The sequence below is a fragment of the Micromonospora sp. NBC_00389 genome (assembly GCF_036059255.1).
Taxonomy (GTDB): domain Bacteria; phylum Actinomycetota; class Actinomycetes; order Mycobacteriales; family Micromonosporaceae; genus Micromonospora.
Genome location: NZ_CP107947.1, coordinates 5,059,684 through 5,077,565, shown reverse-complemented (window position 1 = coordinate 5,077,565; position 17,882 = coordinate 5,059,684). Strand labels below are relative to the sequence as shown.

Below are 17,882 nucleotides of genomic sequence, written 5' to 3'. Positions count from 1 at the left end.
GGTGGTGGGTGGGGGACGGTTCAGCCCTTGACCGCGCCGGCGAGCGACCCGGATGAGAGCCGGCGTTGCATGAACGCGAAGAAGATCAGGCTGGGCAGCGTGGCCAGCAGTGAGCCGGCGGCCAGCGGCCCGAGTCGGGCGGTGCCCTCGATGCCGACGAACCGGGCCAACGCGACCGGCAGGGTGGCCAGCTCCGGGGTCTTGATCAGCACCAGCGCGAAGAAGAACTCGTTCCAGGCCGAGATGAAGGAGAACAGCGCGGTCGCGACCAGGCCCGGGGCGAGCAGCGGGAAGACCACCCGGCGCAGGACCTGCACCCGGCTCGCACCGTCCACCGAGGCGGCCTCCTCCAGCTCCCGAGGGATGTTGCGGACGAAGCCCTGCAGCATCCAGAGCGCGAACGGCAGCGCCCACACCACGTAGATCAGCACCAGCCCGGCGTGCGTGTTGGCCAGGCCGACCTGCCGCAGCACCAGGAAGATCGGGATGATCAGCAGCACGAACGGGAAGAGCTGGGACAGCAGCACCCAGCCCAGCGCCGCGGTGCCGAGCTTGGAGCGGAACCGGGCCAGCGCGTACGACGCCGGCATGGCGACCAGCACGGTCAGCACCGCCGAGGCGAGCGAGACCTGGAGGCTGTTCAGCGCCGCCCGGCCCAGCTCCTGCTCGGTGAATGCCTGGACGAAGTTCTGCACCGTCGGGTTGTCCGGGATCAACGTCGGGTGCAGTCGCACCAGCTCCCGCGGCGGTTTGAACGCCGTCGAGAGCAGCCAGACCAGCGGGAAGCCGAGGAAGATCAGGTAGCCGGCGAGCGCCAGGTACTGCAACACACGCCCGGTGCGGCTCGGTTTTCCGAACATCAATGCCCTCCGATCAGGACTGTGGGGCTCGCAAGCTCACTCCTCGCACTGAGCACGACTAGTTCGCCTCCCTCAGCCGGCGGCGGAGATAGACGGCGAGCAGCGCGATGATGATCACGACCATCACGTTGCCGAGCGCCGCCGCGTAGCCGTAGTTGCCGTAGCGGAACGCCTCCTCGTAGGCGAAGAGCATCGGCAGCATCGTCTTGCCGCCCGGCCCGCCCGCGGTCAGCACGTAGACCAGGCCGAACGAGTTGAAGTTCCAGATGAAGTCCAGCGACGTGATCGCCACGATCACCGGGGCCAGGGCGGGCAGCGTGACGTGCCGGAACCGGTGCCAGGTGCTCGCGCCGTCCACCGCCGCCGCCTCGTGCAGCTCGCGGCCCACCCCCTGCAGACCGGCGAGCAGAACGACGGTGGTCTGCGGCATGCCGGCCCAGACCCCGACGAGGATCACGGCGGGCAGCGCGGTGCTGAAGTCGCCGAGCCAGTTGGTCCGCAGCCCGTCGGCGCCGATCTGGTGGAAGAACTCGTTGATCAGTCCGGCGTCCGGGTGGTAGACGAGCTTCCAGAGGATGCCGACCACGACCGGCGGCATCGCCCACGGCACCACGGCCAGCACCCGGGCCACGCCCCGGAACCGCAGCTGCTGGTTGAGCAGCAGGGCCAGCCCGAGGGCGAGCAGGAACTGGAGCACGGTCACCCCGACCGCCCAGAGCAGCCCGATCTTGAACGAGTTCCAGAACAGCTCGTCGCCGAGGAGTTCCCGGTAGTTGGCCAGGCCGGTGAAGCTCACCTCGACGTTGCGCCCGGCCCGGGCATCGGTGAAGCCGAGGTAGATGCCGCGCAGCAGTGGGAACACCGACAGCACCAGAATCGGCAGCAGCGACGGCAGCAGCAGCAGGTAGATGGTGGTGCGGTCGGAGCGGAACCGGTTCGGCCGACGGGCCGGCTCGGCCCGCTCGACGTCCGGCTGCTCGGCCAGCGTGGTCATGAGGTCACCCCTTCGCTGGACGGGTGGGTGGTCGGTGGGCCGGCCGGCCGAGGGGTCGGCAGCGTCGTGCCACTGGACGCGCGGACGGCGAGGCTCGGGGGCACCTGCTCGCGCCGCGGCGGCAGGGTCGGGTCGGCAATGCGTTGCAGGAGCAGTTCGGCGGCTCGGCGACCGCGCTCGGCCGAGCCGAGCGAGACGCTGGAGAGCTGGGGAAACATCATCCGGGCCAGCTCGGTGTCGTCCATGCCGACCAGGGCGACGTCCTGCGGCACCCGGCGTCCGGCAGCCAGCAAGGCGTGCAACGCGCCGACCGCGATCAGGTCGTTGGCACAGAACAGGGCGTCCGGGTCGGTGCGGGCGAGCAGCCGCTCGGTGGCGGTCCGGCCGGCGGCGTACTGGAAGTCGCCGACCTCGATCAGGTCCTCGTTGAGCGGGATGCCGTGCCGGAGCAGGGCGGTCCGGAAGCCGGCGTCACGCGCGATGCCCGGGACGGTGTCGAGCGGGCCGTTGACGAAGCCGATCCGGCGCCGGCCGGCGGCGACGAGGTGGTCCACGGCCAGCGCCACACCGTGCCGGGAGTCGGTACGCACGTTGTCCACCGCTGCGTCCGCGCCGAGCTGGCCGACCACCACCACCGGCACCGGGCTGTCCACCAGCGCGGTCAGGTGGTCGTCGGTGACCCGGATCGGCGAGACGATCATCCCGTCCACGTAGCGGTTGGCCAGTCGGCGCAGCAGGGCGGTCTCGTTGTCGATCCGCCCGCCGGTGGCGTGCACCAGCAGCTGCCGCCCGGAGGAGGCGACCACCGCCTCGATGGCGCGCATCATCTCCACGTAGACCGGGTTGCCGATGTCCTCGACGGCGAGCGCGACCAGGCCGGTGCGCTGGGACTGCAGCGACCGTGCGATCGCGTTCGGCACGTAGCCCACCTCGGCGGCCGCGGCGCGTACCTTGCGGATCGTCTCCGGGCTGCCGCCGATCCCGTTGAGCACCCGCGAGGCGGACGCGATGGAGACACCGGCTCGGGCGGCGACCGTGTGCACCGTGGGCCGGCCGTCAGCCGGTTCCTGTAAACGTTTACGACCCACGTCTGGCACCTCCACCCGATAGCTGTAAACGTTTCCGGGAGTCTGCGCCGCCTACGGCGGAGAGGTCAAGGGCTCGTTACGAAAACGTTTCCAACGGCCGACGGCCCGACGGCCCGACGGCGAGGGTGACCTCCCGGCCCGGCCACCGGGACCTGAGTCGCCGGTCGTGACTGGCGACGACGATGGCGCCCGGTCCGGTGCCCAACGCCTCCTCCAGTTCGTCGCAGAGCCGCGGCGAGAGATGATTGGTCGGCTCGTCCAGCAGGAGCAGCTCCGGCGGATCGGCGACGAGCACCGCGAGGCCGAGCCGGCGGCGCTGGCCGGCCGACAACTCGCCCGCCGGTCGGTCGAGGTCTGTGGGTGCGAGCAGTCCGAGCGATGACAATGGCACCGCCTCGGCCCGTTCCACACCGACGGTTGTCGCGAAGATCTCCCGGGCGGTCCGGTGTGGATCGGCGAAGACGCTGTCCTGGGTCAGCAGGCCGACGCGCAGGTCAGGCCGACGCCAGACGGCTCCGGCGGAGGTCAGGCGGCCGGCGAGAACGGCGAGCAGGGTGGACTTGCCCGCACCGTTCGGGCCACTCACCACCAGCCGGTCGCTGGCCATGACAGCAAGGTGCTCCACCCGCAGCCGGCCGGGGACCTCCACCTGGTGCATCGTGACGATGGCGTCGTCGCCGGCACCGGTGGCGAGAACGGGTGCGTGGAAGCGCAACGGCTCCGGCGGGGCGGCGACCTGATGGCGCTCCAGCGCCTCCAGCCGCCGGGCGGCGTCGCGCACGCGGCGGGAGATCTGGTTCTGCACCCGGCCGGCAGTGTGCCCGTACCCCATCTTCTCGCTGTCGCGGGGGCCGCGGCCGTGGGCGACGTGATGCCCGGTCACGGCGGTGGCATCGCGCAGCTCGGCGAGCTGCACCTGCTCGTCGTCGTAGCGCCGACGCCAACGCTCGGCCTCGGCGCGCTTCTGCGTCAGATAGGCGGTGTAGCCGCCGCCGTAGCGGACGGGACCCTCGACCGCCGGGTCCAGATCGATGACGTCGGTGCACACCGCGTCCAGGAACGCGCGGTCGTGACTCGCCACCACGACCGCCCCGCGCATCTCGCGGAGCTGGGCCTCGCAGAACGCCGCCGCCGCGTCGTCCAGGTGGTTGGTGGGTTCGTCGAGCAGCAACGCGTCCGGCCGGCGGATCAGCATCGCGGCCAGCGCGAGTCGGCCACGCTGACCGCCGGACAGTGCGGCGAGCCTCCGCTCGTGGGGCATCTCGCCGAGGCCGAGGCCGGCGAGCACTGTCATGGCGCGACGGTCGGCGTCCCAGGCGTCGCGGTCCTGCGCCCGCTCCAGGGTCTCGCCGTACGCCGCCAGCAGCTCGACGTGCCGCTCGGTGTCCTCCGGCGCGTGGGCCAGCGCGGCACCGAGCCGATCCAGCTCGGCGAGGTCCGCCCGGGCCTCACGCAGCGCGTCGTCGAGGACCGCGGCGACGGTCGCGGACGGGGTGTGGGGCATCTCCTGGTGCAGGAAGCCGAGATCTGGAGGGCGTGCCACCGTGCCGGAGTCGGGTTCGTCGACGCCGGCCAGGACCCGCAACAGGGTCGTTTTGCCGGTGCCGTTCTCGCCGATCAGGCCGATCCGGTGGCCGGGCGCGGCGGTCAGGGAGACACCGTCGAGCACCCGGCGGTTGCCTCGGATACGCAGGAGGTCGTGGGCGATGAGCGCGGGTCGAACAGACATGAGGACCTCGGAGAAGGGAGATCCGGGCGCACGCGGGTGGCCCGGCGGGAGCAGGGCATGACGACAGAGGCCACGGCGACGGCGGCGCGATCACGCGCCCGTCGGCGGCCGGTCCGGGCTCTCACCCGGAGATGTCGTCGTCACCTGCCACGCTTGCTCCGATCTCCAACAACTCGGGCGAAAGGATAACTCACCCGACAGGGGCCGGCACTGCGTTCTCGGCGGCCCTCCGGCCTCAGCTTCCGCCCATGCTCGACGAGCTGTTGTCCGACGAGTTCCCCGGCCGCGAGGTGTATCGGCCCGCCCGTCGCCCAGCCCGCGCACGACGCCCCAGCATGCTGGTGATCAGCAGCAGCACCAGGGCGAAGAGCAGGATCGAACCGCCCAGCATCGCAGCGATCGTTCCAACCGACATGCGCGACCGCCCCTCTCCGGCCCCGACCCTTCCGGCCGGGTGAGCAGATCCTGACACGATCAGGCGGCGCGGGCACCTGCCCGGAGGGAGTCGATGGTCAGGTCGAGGGCAGCCTCAAGGTGGTCGATCCTTCCGGTGGAGAGCAACAGGAGTACGCCGCCCTGGATGCCGGCCAGCAGGGCCGCGGCGGCGCGGTCGGCGTCCACCTCGGGGGCGATGTCCCCGGTCGACTGCATGTGCCGGATGCCCTCGGTGATCGCCTTCTGCCAGCGCCACATGAGCCCGGTCACCACCGCCTGCGCGCCCGGCGCGCGCCGGCCGGCCTGACCGAGTAGACCGTTGAGCGGGCACTTCACGCCCTGCGCGAGGTAGCGCTCGATCAGCCGATCGCGCCACGCCAGCCAGGCTGGCCAGGACGTCAGGTTGCTGAGCATCGGCTCCTGGTCGATGAGCACCTGATCGGCCTCGTGCTCGGCCACCGCGAGCAGCAGCTCATCCTTGCCGTCGGGGAAGTAGTGGAAGAGCTGGCCCTTGCTGGTGCCGGTGCGGGCCATGACGTCCTCGAGACGTACCTCGTCGACACCGCGCTCGCGGATCTCGGCGGCCGCCCCGGCGACGATCCGCGCCCGGGTCGCCTCGCCCTTGCGGGTCAACGCGCGAGTCATGCGACCTCCCGATGGCGCCTGCGGCGCCGATTCTCGTCTGGACCTGCTAGTCCAACCGTAGCTCGGTTTTTGGACTTGCAGGTCCATTTTTGCCGAGCAAGAGTCTGGACCACGCGGCCCGCTCCGGGCCGGACAAGCGATCGGAAGGACGCGACGATGAACCACTACTACCTGCTCGGGCGATCCGGTCTGCGGGTGAGCCGGCTGGCTCTGGGCACGATGAACTTCGGCGTCGACGGGTTCCACGCCGCGTACGGCAAGACCGAGGAGGAGGCCGAGCCGATCTTCCGGCGGTACCTGGAGGCGGGCGGCAACTTCATCGACACGGCGGACTTCTACACCGCCGGGGAGAGCGAACGGATCCTCGGCCGCCTGATCGACCGGGCCGGTGTCCGGGATCGGCTCGTACTCACCAGCAAGTTCACCAACACCGTCGACCGGAGCGATCCGAACGCCAGCGGCAACGGGCGCAAACACATCGTGCGGGCCCTGGACGCCTCGCTGCGCCGGCTCGGCACCGACTACATCGACCTGTACCTGCTGCACACCTGGGACCGGATCACCCCGGTCGAGGAGGTCGTGCAGGCCTTCGACGACCTGGTGCGCGTCGGCAAGATCCGGTACGCCGGCCTCTCCGACGTACCGGCCTGGTACGCGGCTCGGGCGCAGAGCTACGCCGAAGCGCACGCGCTGACCCCGATGGTGACGCTGCAACTTCCGTACTCCCTGGTCGCGCGCGACATCGAGGCGGAGTACGTGCCGATGGGCCAGTCCCTCGGCATGGGCCTCACCGCGTGGAGCCCGATCGGCGGCGGCCTGCTCAGCGGCAAGTACCGACGCACCGGCGACGGCCTGAGCGGGAACGGCCGGTTGACCAATCCGGCTGCCCCGGGTCGGGAGATCAACGCTCGGGACTGGCAGGTGATCGAGGCACTGGAGAGCGTGGCCGCCGACCTGGATCGGAGCATGGCCCAGGTCGCCATCAACTGGGCGGTCACCCAGCCTGCCGTCGCATCGGTGATCATCGGGGCGAGCAGCCCCGAGCAACTGGACAGCAACCTCGCCGCGCTCGACTTCGAGATCCCGGCGGACGCCCGTCGTCGGCTCGAGGAGGCCAGCGCGCCGCACGTCGGAATGCCCCACGTGATGTTCACCCCGGAGTACCAGTCCTGGGTGGTGAGCCCCGGCCTCGGCATCGGCGACAAGCCAGCGGGGTACGCGCCGCCGGTGTTCAACGGCGCCACCCAGCCCTCCACCTGACGGAACCCGACCTGCCGGTCAGGCGAGGGACACGGCGACCAGGGCGACGGCGGAACCGGCGAAGACCACCGTGTTGCGGAGGTAGGTCTGGGCGCGCACCCAGCGAGGGAAGGCGTTCTCGGCGGCCTGGAGGAAGGGCTTGACCTCGACGCGGGTCAACTCCGGGTCGCCGTTACGGCGGAAGGCAGCCTCGACGGACTTCACGGCGGTGAGGTTGCTGTAGACGATCACCACGTTCATCAGCACGACCAGCGAGGAGAAGATCCAGGTCAGCGGCTGGGCCAGGTCGGAGCCGGCGAGGTGCAGGGCGGCGATGGTGGTCATCACCGCGGCGACGGCCACCGGGGCCGCGGTCTCGTGGCCGCTGGCGTCGAACCGGAGCTTGTTCTCCGCCAACACCTCGGGGCGGACGTTCTGGCGGCGAAGCTCGGCCTCGGCGGCGGCCTTCGCGACAGGGCCGAAGCGGTGACGGACCACCGGGATGCTGACAAACGCGGCGGCGACGAGCAACTGCATGACGGCGGCGAGGGTGTTCACGAAATTCTCCTTGGATTTGCACTTAGTTCAAATGGCTGGCGGAGACGACGTTAGCCGGCGACTTGAACGTTGTGCAAGACCAAGCTTGAACTATGTGCAAGCGACTGCGTACCGTGAGGGGCATGCCACGCGACACCCTCACCCGAGAGCAGATCGTCCGCACCGCCGTCGAACTCCTCGACGCCGAGGGCCTCGAAGGCCTGAACATGCGCGCCCTGGGCAAGCGACTCGACTCCGCCGCCACCGCCATGTACTGGCACGTCAAGAACAAGGACAACCTCGTCCTGCTCGCCACCGACCAGGTGTGGGACGAGCTCAAGCTGCCCGACCTGGACGCCGTCGACTGGCGTACCGCGACCACCGCCATGGCCGTCGACCTGTACGAGATGTTCACCCGACACCCCTGGCTGGTGCAGGCATTCGCCGCGCACGTCCTCTACGGCGAGAGCAAGGCCCGCCACGACGACCACAGCCTCGCCGTCCACGAGGCCGCCGGATTCACCGGCACCCAGGCCGACCAGGCCGCCTCCGCCGTTTTCACCTACGTTCTCGGCAACGCGGCAGGCGCCGCCGCGACCGCCTCACTCACCCGGAAACTCACGCGGGACGACACCACCGCCGACGAACAGTTCCAGGACGCCATGGGCAAGGCCAAGGAGATCGCCATGCGCTACCCGCGCCTGCGTACCCGCCTGGAGACCCCAGCGGCGACCGACTACGCCGCCGCGCCCGACGACGCCTTCGAGTTCGGGCTCCAGGCTCTCCTCGACGGCCTGGAGCGGCAGCTCGCCGCCTAGCCCGGCCGCCGAGCTGGTTCGGCCCGCGCCACCCGAGGCGCGGCCGGGAACGACCTCGCCGGCCGGTTGTTCACGCGCGTTTGCCGGTGATGGCCCCTGGTGTCGGCGGGTACGCCCTGGTAGCACCAGGGCGCACCCCGATCAGTCAGACCTGACGATCGTCGGCGGCGACCAGCGAACCGGGCGTGCCGACGGAGCCGGACGGCGTGGCGGCTGCCGGTGCGAAGGCGACCCGGGAGCGCAGCTGCCGGAACCCGGTTCGCTCCAGCTCCGCCAGCACCGCCACCCGGTGGGCGTCCACGTCGGCGATCACCTCCCGGGCGCCGCCGGCGGCCAGCACCCGGACCGCCTCGGCCAGCAGCTCAGCCCGGACGGCGTCGTCGAGCAGACCGAGGTAGGCGATGAGCGGGAAGCAGGCGTCCCCGGCCGTCCCGACCAGTCCGACCGGCTCGCCGTCGGCCAACGCGACCCGCCAGTCGCCGGCCGGACCGCCCAGCCAGGCCAGTGGGTCGGTGGCCAGGTCGACGCCGCCGACCGCCCGCGCTATCTCCACGCCGGTCAGCACGTCCGGCTCGGTGACTCGTGCGACCAGTTCGTTGATCTCCGTCGAGTCGGCGGCCGGGCGGAAGACGTACCGCCCGGAGGTGGCCGGCAGCGGCGTGCCCGTCCAGGAGCATCGGAGCCGCTCCCCGCGCTCGACCAGCCCGGCGAGCCGGGCCGCCGCCATCGGCGCCTTCATCACCGCCAGCACCTCCGGCCGGCGCCGCCAGTGTGCCGGCATGGCGGCGTAGTACAAACCGGGACCGCCCAGCGCCTCGTGGGCGGCGCGCAGCAACGCGGCACCCACCTCCGGCTCGGCGTCCAGGTCGAACCGGTCCAGCCAGGGCGCACCGACGGCACCCGGCGGGAGGAGCCAGGCCGCCCGGCCGACCACCCGGCCGGCGCGAAGGGCGACCCAGGTGTTCTCGGGCCGGTAACCGCCGCCGGCGATCCCGTCGGCGTAGCCGACCTGGCGCAGTTGGGGCAGCGGATCGGGCATGGAGTCGAACAGTTTTTCCTCGCCCGCGACGAGCGGGCGGATGACCAGATCGGTCATGGGTTGATCCTCCGGAGAGCGAGCGCCCCGGGTCAGATCCGCGTGGACGCCGGGGCGCGGAGGGGGCGCAGAACATCGGACATTGTTCTGACCTCCTCCCGGCTCGATGGCGTGCCGAAAACGTACTCGACGCGCTCGCCGGCCCGCAAGACCGCGCGCGGGTCGCCAGCACACGGCGGCGGAGTCGGGCCGAGCGACGGCTACAACGCCGGATTGGTCTCCGGTCCACTCCGGTGTGACAGCCCGTCGTAGATGGCGATCCCGGCCAGGATCAGCCCGGCACTGACAGTCGCCGCGACTGGCGGAAGGAACACCATGGGCGGTGCCGCCACGGCCAGCACCAGCGCACCGACCATCAGCACCCGGCAACGCGGCCCGGTCTCGGACGGCCGTTCCAGGTAGGTCCGCCCGATCAGGAACAGCACTGGACCGCCGAAGATGATGACCACCAGCGCCCAGTCGATCGGCGGGTTCGGGTCCTCGATGACCTGCCCGAAGCCGACCGCGGTGCAGATGATGCCACCGACGATGAGCAGCAGGCTGAAGCTCGCCCACCAGGACAGTTGCAGCCCTTCCGCGGCCAGACTGCCGGTCGAGGCCCGGCCCGGCCCCAGGTGGTAGAAGTAGATTCGCCAGAACGACACCACCGCCACGAACGCGGCGACGAGGGTGATCGTCCGCTCGGTCGAGAAGCCCGGGAAGCTGATGGCGGCGCCGGCTTCGAGCACCACCTCGGCGAGCGCGATCATGAAGAACTGGTTGTACCGGTCGGCGAGGTGAACGTAGGAGACCTTGGCCCAGGTGCTGCGCCGGTCCCCGCCCACTCCGGGGACGGGCCAGTTGGTGGCCGCTCCGCCGACCTCGATGGCGAGGGCGAGGGTCCAGAAGACACCGCGGCCGAGCCCCCCGCTGATGGCACCGGCGATCCAGAGCACACCGGACACCGCGTGCCAGCTCAGCACCCGGGACGAGACGCCCTGCATCGGATGGCCCCGCAGGGCCAGCGTCAGGTAGAGCGGGCGGCCGACCTGGACGAGGACGTACGTGCAGGCGAAGATCGCACCCCGCTGGCCGAACGCCTGCGGCAACGAGACGGCCAGCACCAGCGTGCCGAACATCGTCGCCAGCAGCAGGATCTGGATATCCGTGCGCCGGGGGTCAAAGGTGCTCGACATCAGGGCGTTGAGCGACCAGATCATCCACATCGCCGCGAAGAACAGCAGCGTCTGACCCGCCTCCGACAGCAGCGACTGCCGGACGATGGTCAGGTCGTCCGCGACCCGCCCGGCGAGGCGGGCGAGCGCGAAGACGTAGACGATGTCGAACAGCAGTTCCAGGACGGTCGACCCGCGCGGGCTGCTGCTGTCCCCCAGCCCACGCAACCCGGCACGCGTCAGCACGAGGGGCGTCCGCTCAGCCGGCCAGGGCTGCCGGCGCCGGCACGCCGAGGAGCGCGGCGCCGTCGAGCCCCGTCTGGGCGATGTCGTCGCGGCCGTACCGCCGCCGGCAATACGCGAACGGGTACGTGACCGGGACGTCCAGCCGCCGGGCCTGGTAACGGTGTTCGGTGACCTGCCCCGCTGCCATCGCCCTGGGTCTCCTCGCCGACCGGCCCACCTCATCCCTGCCGGCGAATTTTATCCTGATCTTTCGTACTCCTGGAGGTTATGCCGGATACGTCGACGGTTGGGATTCGACCCTGCTCCTGCCGCCCGACTGAGCCGCCTGCGGCCGGGTTCAGGCCCTCGCGGCGTATCGGCGGTGTGAAAACAGGTGCGTCGGCTGTCCAGAACGCGTGAAGATCCTTGTCCGGGTCGAGCGGATGGGATGTGCTGGACGACGTCGGGGTGAAGGACCACCCCGAGCGAGGTGAGAAGGACGACGGTGGTGAGGTCCAAGCGGCGCATCCCGGCGGGCGTGTACGAGCCCGGCCGTGGCGTATGGACGGTCGGAGCGGCCCAGACAGCGCCCGAGCGTCCCCCGCTTCCGGGCTGCGTACGTCCGTAGCCCTGTCGCTCTCACCGCGCCGCGCGACGGGCCCGGGTCGGTTCGACCCGGCCCGTCGCGCCCACATCGGCGGTACGCCGGATCATGCGTGCCGTCACCCTCCGGTAGGAGCGCGGGTCGACGGGCAGCAACCACTGACGTGCCCGGGTCAGCCGTCCGAGGTTGAGCCCGAGTTCGTCGAGCACCTCGTCGACGTTGTGCATCGAGAACGGAATGACGTTCGTGCCCCGGGCGTGCCGCCCGCTGGTCCGCGCCGCCATCCAGGCCAGGCGCGCGTGCACCTCCGCGCGCATCCGGTCCCTGGATGGCAGCGTGATCCCTCCCCGCAGGTGGGCGGCGGTCCAGACGGCTGCCATCTCCGCGCTGAGCGGGCTGAAGAACGAGGAGTTGTAGCCGGCGAAGGTCAGGCGTGGCACGTCGATCGGCAGGATCTGGCGGTACAGCATGAAGTTGCCCGCGTCGTCCTGCAGCCGGGCGTGCAGCGCGTCGTCGAAGAACGGGACGTGCTGCCGGAAGCCGGTGCCACAGATCACCAGGTCCGCGGCGAGCACCGTGCCGTCGACGAGGCGGGCGGCCGGTCGACCATCGTCGACCAGGAGCTCGGTGATCGTCTGGTCCCGATGGACGGTGATCCGACCGTCGGCGACGCGCTCGAAGAAGCCCTCCGTCGCGAGGCTGACGGTGCTGCGGGCGATGTCCTGAAAGGTTCCGTTCGGCACGAGACCCAGCTCGCGCAGCTTGAGCTGCCTGGTCGCGACCGACCCGACGCTGTCGAGCAGGGTGCGGCGCAGGCCGTCTCCCGGACCGTGCAGGAACCGCTCGAAGCCCTTCAGGTTGAGGTACCGGAACAGCGCCTCGCCCATCCGGGTGAGCAGGAGGTACTTGTAGTTGAGCGCACCACCGAGCTTCCTGGGCATCTTCCAGAGCAGTTCGCGAGCGACGACGTGGGTCTGGGTGGCGACGTCGCTCAGCGGGACCGCCACGTCGCAGGACGACTTGCCGTACCCGACGACGAGGACGTTCTTTCCGCGGGCCGCCGCGAGGTCGTGCAACGCCCCCGCGGCCAGGACGTGTCCGCCGGCGGCGGTGAAGTCCGCGCGGCCTTCGAAGGACGGGACGAGGGGATCGGAGAAGATGCCGTTGGCGACGACGAGGTGGTCGTACCTCTCCAGGGTCATCGGGGCCTGGGCGCCGGCCGGTCGCGACGTGAGCAGCCACCCGGTCTCGTCGTCCACGAGTTCGGCGGAGACGACCTCCGTGGCGAGCCGCAGGGCGACGCCGAGCCCGAACATGTCCACGTAGCTTTCGAGGTACTGCTGGACCTGCTCGCCCGTCGGCCACTGCGGGTAGTGGGCCGGCATGGGCAGGTCGGAGAGGTGGTAGGTGCCCTTGTCGTTCTGGGTGCGGAGGCCGGGGTAGCGCCGGGTACGACTCCACACCCCACCGACGTCGGGCGCCTTCTCGAACACTGTGACGTCGAAGCCACTCTGCCGCAGCATCTTCGCTGCGCTCAGGCCGGCGAATCCAGCGCCGACGACGGCAATCCTCATAGCAGCCTCCGGAAGGTGTGACCCGCTGGCGGGAACGGCGGCGGCAGGGGCGCCGGCGGTGTCCATACGCTAACGAGCGCGGCGCAAGGGCCGCTATCCGCTGCACGCGGAGTGTGTCCGCGGTGCGCAGTCGAACCGCTCCCTGTCGGGTCGTCGCCTTTCCCGCCCCCGCACCCCGATCGCGTCCTAGGGTCAGCGCATCAGGACGCCGTGGGAGGTGTCGGATGGATGCCGTGACGGTCCGGACACACGACGTCGAGCACGCGCGTGCCGAGGTGGGTCGCGTGCTCTGTCCACACCGGCTCACTCCGCAGCCGGGCGTCCACAGCGTGCGGCTACGGATGGCGGCCCGCCGGGTGGGCGGCGTGGGCATCATCGACCTCGACTACGGCCAGGCGGTGCGGATCCAGCCCACCCCGCTGGAGACCTTCTACCTCGTACAAATTCCGCGCAGCGGTGGCACGGTGGTCCGGCACGCCGGCCATGCGGTGACCTCGACGCCCGACGTCGCCTCCGTCCTGTCGCCGTACGACGCCTCGGACATGCACTGGTCCGAGGGGTCGCCGCACCGGATCTTCTACGCCGACCGGCGCGCCATCGACCGGGAGCTCGCCCGCCTGCTGGGCCGCCCGGTGGACGGCCCGATCCGCTTCGACATCGGCATGGCCATGACCACGCCGACCGCGAGGGCGTGGGCGCGCGGGGTGGACTTCCTCGCCGCGGAACTGTCGCAGCCGACGGACGCGTCCCTCCTCGACCACCCACAGGTCGCCGCTCGGTTCGAGCAGGGGCTCATCGGCAAGCTGCTACTGGCCCACCGGCACACCTATTCCGACCTGCTCGCCGAGCCGGCGCGCCACCCGGCCCCCGGGCGCCTCGTCCGCCAGGCCTGCGCCCTGATCAGCGACCACCACGGCGAGGCACTGACGGTTGGGGATGTCGCGGAGGCGCTGCGGGTGAGCGTACGAACGCTGCAGGACTGCTTCCGACGCGAGTTGCAGACCACGCCCACGGCGTACCTGCGCGCCTGCCGGCTCGACGCGGTGCACCGCACACTGCGCACGAGCGACCGGGGCATGTCCGTGACGACCGCTGCCCTGCAACACGGGTTCGTCCACCTCGGCCGCTTCGCCAGCGACTACCGGGCCCGCTTCGGCGAGGCGCCGTCCACGACCCTGCGTCGCTGACGACTGCGGCCCTGCCCGGGCTCCGGCGGCTCGCGCCAGGGTCACCGGTCCGCCGGCGGAGCCGCCGGACCCAGCCGAGCCGGCCTCGCGGCGTCCTGCCCGGACGCCGGCCGGCCCTCCGGACCGGGCGGACCGCACGGCCCGCTTTCAGGCCGGCGCGTCCAAGCAGCCGAATCAGCAGCCAGCAGAACACCGCCAGCATGCCGAACAGGACACCCGTCACGATCCGCCAGCGCATGCTCTCGACCTGCAACACCTCCGGCACCAGCGCGGCGACGCCGGCAACCGCGGTGATCGAGAACAGCCACTGGAGCCGCTGCTGGAACAGCGCCGTCTGCAACCCGAAGAGCTGGCTCAGGTTGCTGCGGAGCAGTTCCAGGCGCTGCCGGGCGGCCTGAAGGTGCCGGGGCACCCGCAGGCCCTCGATCAGGAACGTGGCCACCGTTATCCGCATCGGATCCCGGTACATCAGATCCACGTTGCCAACCTCGGCCAGCCCCCGGCTCAGTTGCAGTTGCACCCGTGCCAACTGGGTGATGCGGGCGCCGAGTGAGTGCCCCGGCCCGACGAGTTCGTCGCGGTCATTCGGATCCACCCCCACCCAGAGTTGGCAGAAGAACCACTGAGCATGGATCTGCCCGTACATGTCCTGAACCATTCGGACGGCCGCCGGGCCGCCCTCGACCCCATCGTGCAGTACGGCCACCGTGGACCAGCCAGTGGGGGCACGTAGATGTGATCGATGTCGAGGCTCACCCAGCCATTCTGGTTGCCGCGCTCAACCGCGGCTGCCCTGTCGTCCGGTGGGCGTCAGCGGTGCATGTGCAGGCGGATCGTGGTGGCACCGGGCCTGGTGTGGACGCGTACGAGATCGCAGAGTTGGTTGACCAGGATGAGCCCTCGGCTGCCGGGCTGCCGCGGCGGCACCGGAATCCGGCCGGCGAGCGGATTCGTGATGTGCCCGGTGTCGCTGAACTGACAGATCAGTCGCGTGCGGTCGGTCCACACCGCGAGGGTGCCGCCGGCGGCGGTGTGTCTGACCGTGTTCGTGGCCAGTTCGTTGACCGCCAGGGTCAGGTCGGAGACCCGGTCCGGGGCCAGTCCGGCCGCGATGGCCTCGGCGGTCACCAACCGGCGGATGGCCGGAAGGGCAGGTAGGTCGACGATGATGGTGGCCGCGTGGCCGGGCGGGTCCCGCAGCGGCAGGTTGAACCCAGCGGCCACCACGACTGGGTCGGCGTAGTGCGGGCTCTCCCACACCGCACCGCCCATCTGCACCGTCGGATGGGTGCGGTAGGCGTCGTCAAGCCAGCTGCGGGCCAAGCTGCTGGTGTCGTAGGGGCAGAGGATGGTTGCCGGTCGGCCGGCGAACGCCGCGTTGATGAGGGCCTCGTGTTGGGCGCAGGCGGGGTATTCCGTCGCGGTACGGCCGGCCCAGATGGGCTCACCGATGATGCGTACCCGCTTGCCGGGGTGGGCGGCGGCGAAGGCCAGCAGGACGCCCGGAAGGATTCGCCCGGGGTTGCGCCCGGCCACGCTCATGTCGTGCAGCTGGACCCGGTCCGCGTCGCTGCCGAGCGTGGTGCGGATGTGGTCGAGGTTGTCCCCCGGTACGGCGACCATGACCGGCTCACCGGCGGCGAGCCCGGCGTGGATGAACGGCACCGTGCCGGCCAGGTACTCCTCGTGATCGCCGTAGAAGAGGGCGGGGTGCGCGAAACCGCCAGCCCTGGTGGCGACGGACGGACTCATGCTGCGGCCTGCGGGGTGGGTGATCCGGAGTCGTTCAAGGGAGAGTTCTGTCGGCCGCGTGGATGGCGAGCAGGGCGATGTCGTCGGTTGCCTGTTCGCCGGCGAGTTTGGTCATGATGCGGGCGCAGACCATTTCGGCGGTGCCCGGTTCGACGGCCGCGCGGAGCCGTTCGATGCCCACGTCGATGACCTCGCCGCGGCGTTCGACGAGCCCGTCGGTGTAGCAGATCAGTACCGCATTGGAAGGGAACTCGACCTCGGTGTACCGGCGGGCCGGCTGACGCGGGCCGATACCCAGCGGAAGATCGACTGGAATGGTCAGCATGTCGGCCGGGCGCCCTGGTGTGGCCAGGATGGGTTGCAGGTGCCCGGCAAGGGACACCTGGATCGTGGTCCGGTCCGGGGAGATCATGGCGTACAGGACCGTGGCGAGGTTTCCGGTCTCGAAATGGTGGACCTTACGATCGAGGAGCGTCAGCGCCTCCGCGGGGTCGTCGCAGACCAGCGTGTAGGCGCGCAGCGCGCTGCGGAGGCGCCCCATCACGACCGCCGACCGCAGTCCGTGTCCGGAAACGTCACCGATGACGACGCCCAGCCAGCCGGAGGGCAGGGTGAACACGTCGTACCAGTCGCCGCCGACGCCGACGTCGTGACCGGGTACGTAGCGCGCGGCCATGTCCACACCGGGCGCGTCAGGTAGGTGGGTGGGCAACAGGCTGCGTTGCAGCGCGAGGGCCGCGGTGCGGTCGAGGCCGCTGGCCTGCGCGCGGGTGGCAAGGCCTGCCCGGTCGGCGGCGAGTTGCAGCAACTGCACGTCGGCGTCGGTGAATCGGTGCGGTCGCAGGCAGCCGACATGTATGACGCCGATCACGTCGCCGCCGGCGAGCATGGGCACGCCCAACAGCGAGCGGACTCCCTGGTCGAACAGGGCCGCGTCGTCGTCCGCGGCGAGGTTGTCCAGTCTGACGGGCTGCTTCTCCTGAGCGATCCGGCCCGCGAAGCCATGGCCGACGGGGACTCGAGCACCGTGCCGGACTTTTTCTCTCAACCCCTTCGTCGCAGTGGAGACGAACTGCTGGGCGTGTACGTCCAGCAGCAGGATGGACGCGGTTTCAACCCCCAGCACCTCTCGGACACGATCGAGGAGCTCGGCCAGAAGGTCCTTGACGTCGAGCTGGGACAGCGCGGCGTCCGTTACCGCCTCGATGCGACGCAGCCGCTCGTCGCTCCCGCTACCCTGCACGTCAATCACGTGCAGGAGCCTAACTCTTCCCGAGCTCAGGGCAGGCCAGGAGCACTTCCTCTATCGGTCCAGACCGTCGTCGATGACACCACCTAGAAGATGCATTTCGCCTGTTTGGTGTTTCCGTCCCGATCTGCGCGAGGCTGTCGGCCCACGCGGTGAGCGTCAGATGGCCTCCGCCTTGGCCACCTTCCATTCCCCGTCGACCGGGACCAGTGTGAGCACCACCCGGTTCTGGTCGACCTTCTCCCCCGCCGTGTTCACGTTGCGCCGGTACTGGTTGAGGTACACGAGCAGCTCGACCCGTTGGGCGGTCGCGGTCACCACGCCCGTCGCGGACACCTCCGCCGCAACGACCGCCTGCTGCGTGGCCGCGGTCTGCTTCAACGCCGCTGTGGTCTGCTCGTACTCCTTGCCGAACGGGCCGGTCGCGAAGGTGCGGCCGTTGGCGACGCTGTCGTCGAAGGTGCGGTAGTCGTAGGAGAAGATCGCCTTGGCGGCGGCGGGGGCGGTGGCCAAGGCCTGTCGTACGGCCGCATCCCGCTGCCCGGCGCGGTGGTCGCCCCACCAGCCGAGACCGGCGACGGCGGCCGCGAGCACGATCGCGACGGCCAGGGCCGGGACGAGCCGGATCCGGGCCGGGCGCCGCCAGAGGACGCGCGGCCGTCGCACGAATTCGACCAAAGTACCCACAGGTCCTCC

General features: G+C 70.6%; 17 protein-coding genes. 3 read left to right on the top strand and 14 right to left on the bottom strand.

Annotated elements, in window-relative coordinates:
• Positions 1 to 20: 20 nt before the first annotated feature.
• From OG470_RS24040 to OG470_RS24015, 6 genes are all read right to left on the bottom strand, one after another.
• Positions 21 to 860 carry a carbohydrate ABC transporter permease gene (locus OG470_RS24040; protein ID WP_328415669.1) on the bottom strand — a complete coding sequence of 280 codons (840 nt, stop codon included), beginning with the start codon at positions 858 to 860 and terminating at the stop codon, positions 21 to 23.
• Between the two features lie 58 nt (positions 861 to 918).
• Positions 919 to 1,854, bottom strand: a complete 936-nt coding sequence (locus tag OG470_RS24035; protein ID WP_328415667.1) for a carbohydrate ABC transporter permease — start codon at positions 1,852 to 1,854, stop codon at positions 919 to 921.
• The gene (locus OG470_RS24030) at positions 1,851 to 2,942 is read right to left on the bottom strand and encodes a LacI family DNA-binding transcriptional regulator (RefSeq protein WP_328415665.1); all 1,092 of its coding nucleotides are present in this window, start codon (positions 2,940 to 2,942) and stop codon (positions 1,851 to 1,853) included. The genes OG470_RS24035 and OG470_RS24030 overlap by 4 nt, the downstream gene beginning before the upstream one ends.
• 76 nt (positions 2,943 to 3,018) lie before the next feature.
• A complete protein-coding gene (locus tag OG470_RS24025; RefSeq protein WP_328415664.1) occupies positions 3,019 to 4,671 on the bottom strand; it encodes an ABC-F family ATP-binding cassette domain-containing protein in 1,653 nt (550 codons plus the stop codon).
• A 235-nt stretch (positions 4,672 to 4,906) separates the two neighbouring features.
• Complete coding sequence (locus OG470_RS24020; RefSeq protein WP_328415662.1) at positions 4,907 to 5,062, bottom strand: hypothetical protein; 156 nt, start codon at positions 5,060 to 5,062, stop codon at positions 4,907 to 4,909.
• An 83-nt stretch (positions 5,063 to 5,145) separates the two neighbouring features.
• Positions 5,146 to 5,751 (bottom strand): TetR/AcrR family transcriptional regulator, encoded by a 606-nt coding sequence (locus tag OG470_RS24015; RefSeq protein ID WP_328415660.1) that lies wholly within the window; start codon positions 5,749 to 5,751, stop codon positions 5,146 to 5,148.
• 156 nt (positions 5,752 to 5,907) lie between these two features.
• Here OG470_RS24015 and OG470_RS24010 point away from each other — a divergent pair, with 156 nt between their 5' ends.
• On the top strand, positions 5,908 to 7,011 hold the full coding sequence (locus OG470_RS24010) for an aldo/keto reductase (RefSeq protein ID WP_328415658.1): 1,104 nt from the start codon (positions 5,908 to 5,910) through the stop codon (positions 7,009 to 7,011).
• A gap of 18 nt (positions 7,012 to 7,029) precedes the next feature.
• On the opposite strand, the gene OG470_RS24005 is transcribed toward OG470_RS24010, so the two are convergent.
• The gene (locus OG470_RS24005) at positions 7,030 to 7,548 is read right to left on the bottom strand and encodes a hypothetical protein (RefSeq protein WP_328415656.1); all 519 of its coding nucleotides are present in this window, start codon (positions 7,546 to 7,548) and stop codon (positions 7,030 to 7,032) included.
• Between the two features lie 122 nt (positions 7,549 to 7,670).
• On the opposite strand from OG470_RS24005, the gene OG470_RS24000 reads away from it, so the two are divergent.
• A complete protein-coding gene (locus OG470_RS24000; protein ID WP_328415654.1) occupies positions 7,671 to 8,345 on the top strand; it encodes a TetR/AcrR family transcriptional regulator in 675 nt (224 codons plus the stop codon).
• Positions 8,346 to 8,490: 145 nt separating this feature from the next.
• On the opposite strand, the gene OG470_RS23995 is transcribed toward OG470_RS24000, so the two are convergent.
• The 4 genes from OG470_RS23995 to OG470_RS23980 form a co-directional block, all read right to left on the bottom strand.
• On the bottom strand, positions 8,491 to 9,441 hold the full coding sequence (locus OG470_RS23995; protein WP_328415652.1) for an acetyltransferase: 951 nt from the start codon (positions 9,439 to 9,441) through the stop codon (positions 8,491 to 8,493).
• 200 nt (positions 9,442 to 9,641) lie between these two features.
• Entirely contained in the window at positions 9,642 to 10,841 is a 1,200-nt protein-coding gene (locus OG470_RS23990) for a low temperature requirement protein A (protein WP_328415650.1), read from the bottom strand.
• 13 nt (positions 10,842 to 10,854) lie between these two features.
• Positions 10,855 to 11,028, bottom strand: a complete 174-nt coding sequence (locus OG470_RS23985; RefSeq protein ID WP_328415648.1) for a hypothetical protein — start codon at positions 11,026 to 11,028, stop codon at positions 10,855 to 10,857.
• Between the two features lie 431 nt (positions 11,029 to 11,459).
• Complete coding sequence (locus OG470_RS23980; protein WP_328415646.1) at positions 11,460 to 12,998, bottom strand: flavin-containing monooxygenase; 1,539 nt, start codon at positions 12,996 to 12,998, stop codon at positions 11,460 to 11,462.
• 224 nt (positions 12,999 to 13,222) lie between these two features.
• On the opposite strand from OG470_RS23980, the gene OG470_RS23975 reads away from it, so the two are divergent.
• A complete protein-coding gene (locus OG470_RS23975; protein WP_328415645.1) occupies positions 13,223 to 14,185 on the top strand; it encodes an AraC family transcriptional regulator in 963 nt (320 codons plus the stop codon).
• 810 nt (positions 14,186 to 14,995) lie between these two features.
• On the opposite strand, the gene OG470_RS23970 is transcribed toward OG470_RS23975, so the two are convergent.
• The 3 genes from OG470_RS23970 to OG470_RS23960 all read right to left on the bottom strand — a co-directional run bounded on the left by OG470_RS23970 (position 14,996) and on the right by OG470_RS23960 (position 17,852).
• A complete protein-coding gene (locus tag OG470_RS23970; protein ID WP_328415644.1) occupies positions 14,996 to 15,937 on the bottom strand; it encodes a sensor histidine kinase in 942 nt (313 codons plus the stop codon).
• Positions 15,938 to 15,971: 34 nt separating this feature from the next.
• Entirely contained in the window at positions 15,972 to 17,063 is a 1,092-nt protein-coding gene (locus tag OG470_RS23965) for a PP2C family protein-serine/threonine phosphatase (protein ID WP_328426574.1), read from the bottom strand.
• Positions 17,064 to 17,345: 282 nt separating this feature from the next.
• Positions 17,346 to 17,852, bottom strand: coding sequence for a hypothetical protein (locus OG470_RS23960; protein ID WP_328415643.1), 507 nt, complete (start codon positions 17,850 to 17,852; stop codon positions 17,346 to 17,348).
• Positions 17,853 to 17,882 lie beyond the last annotated feature (30 nt).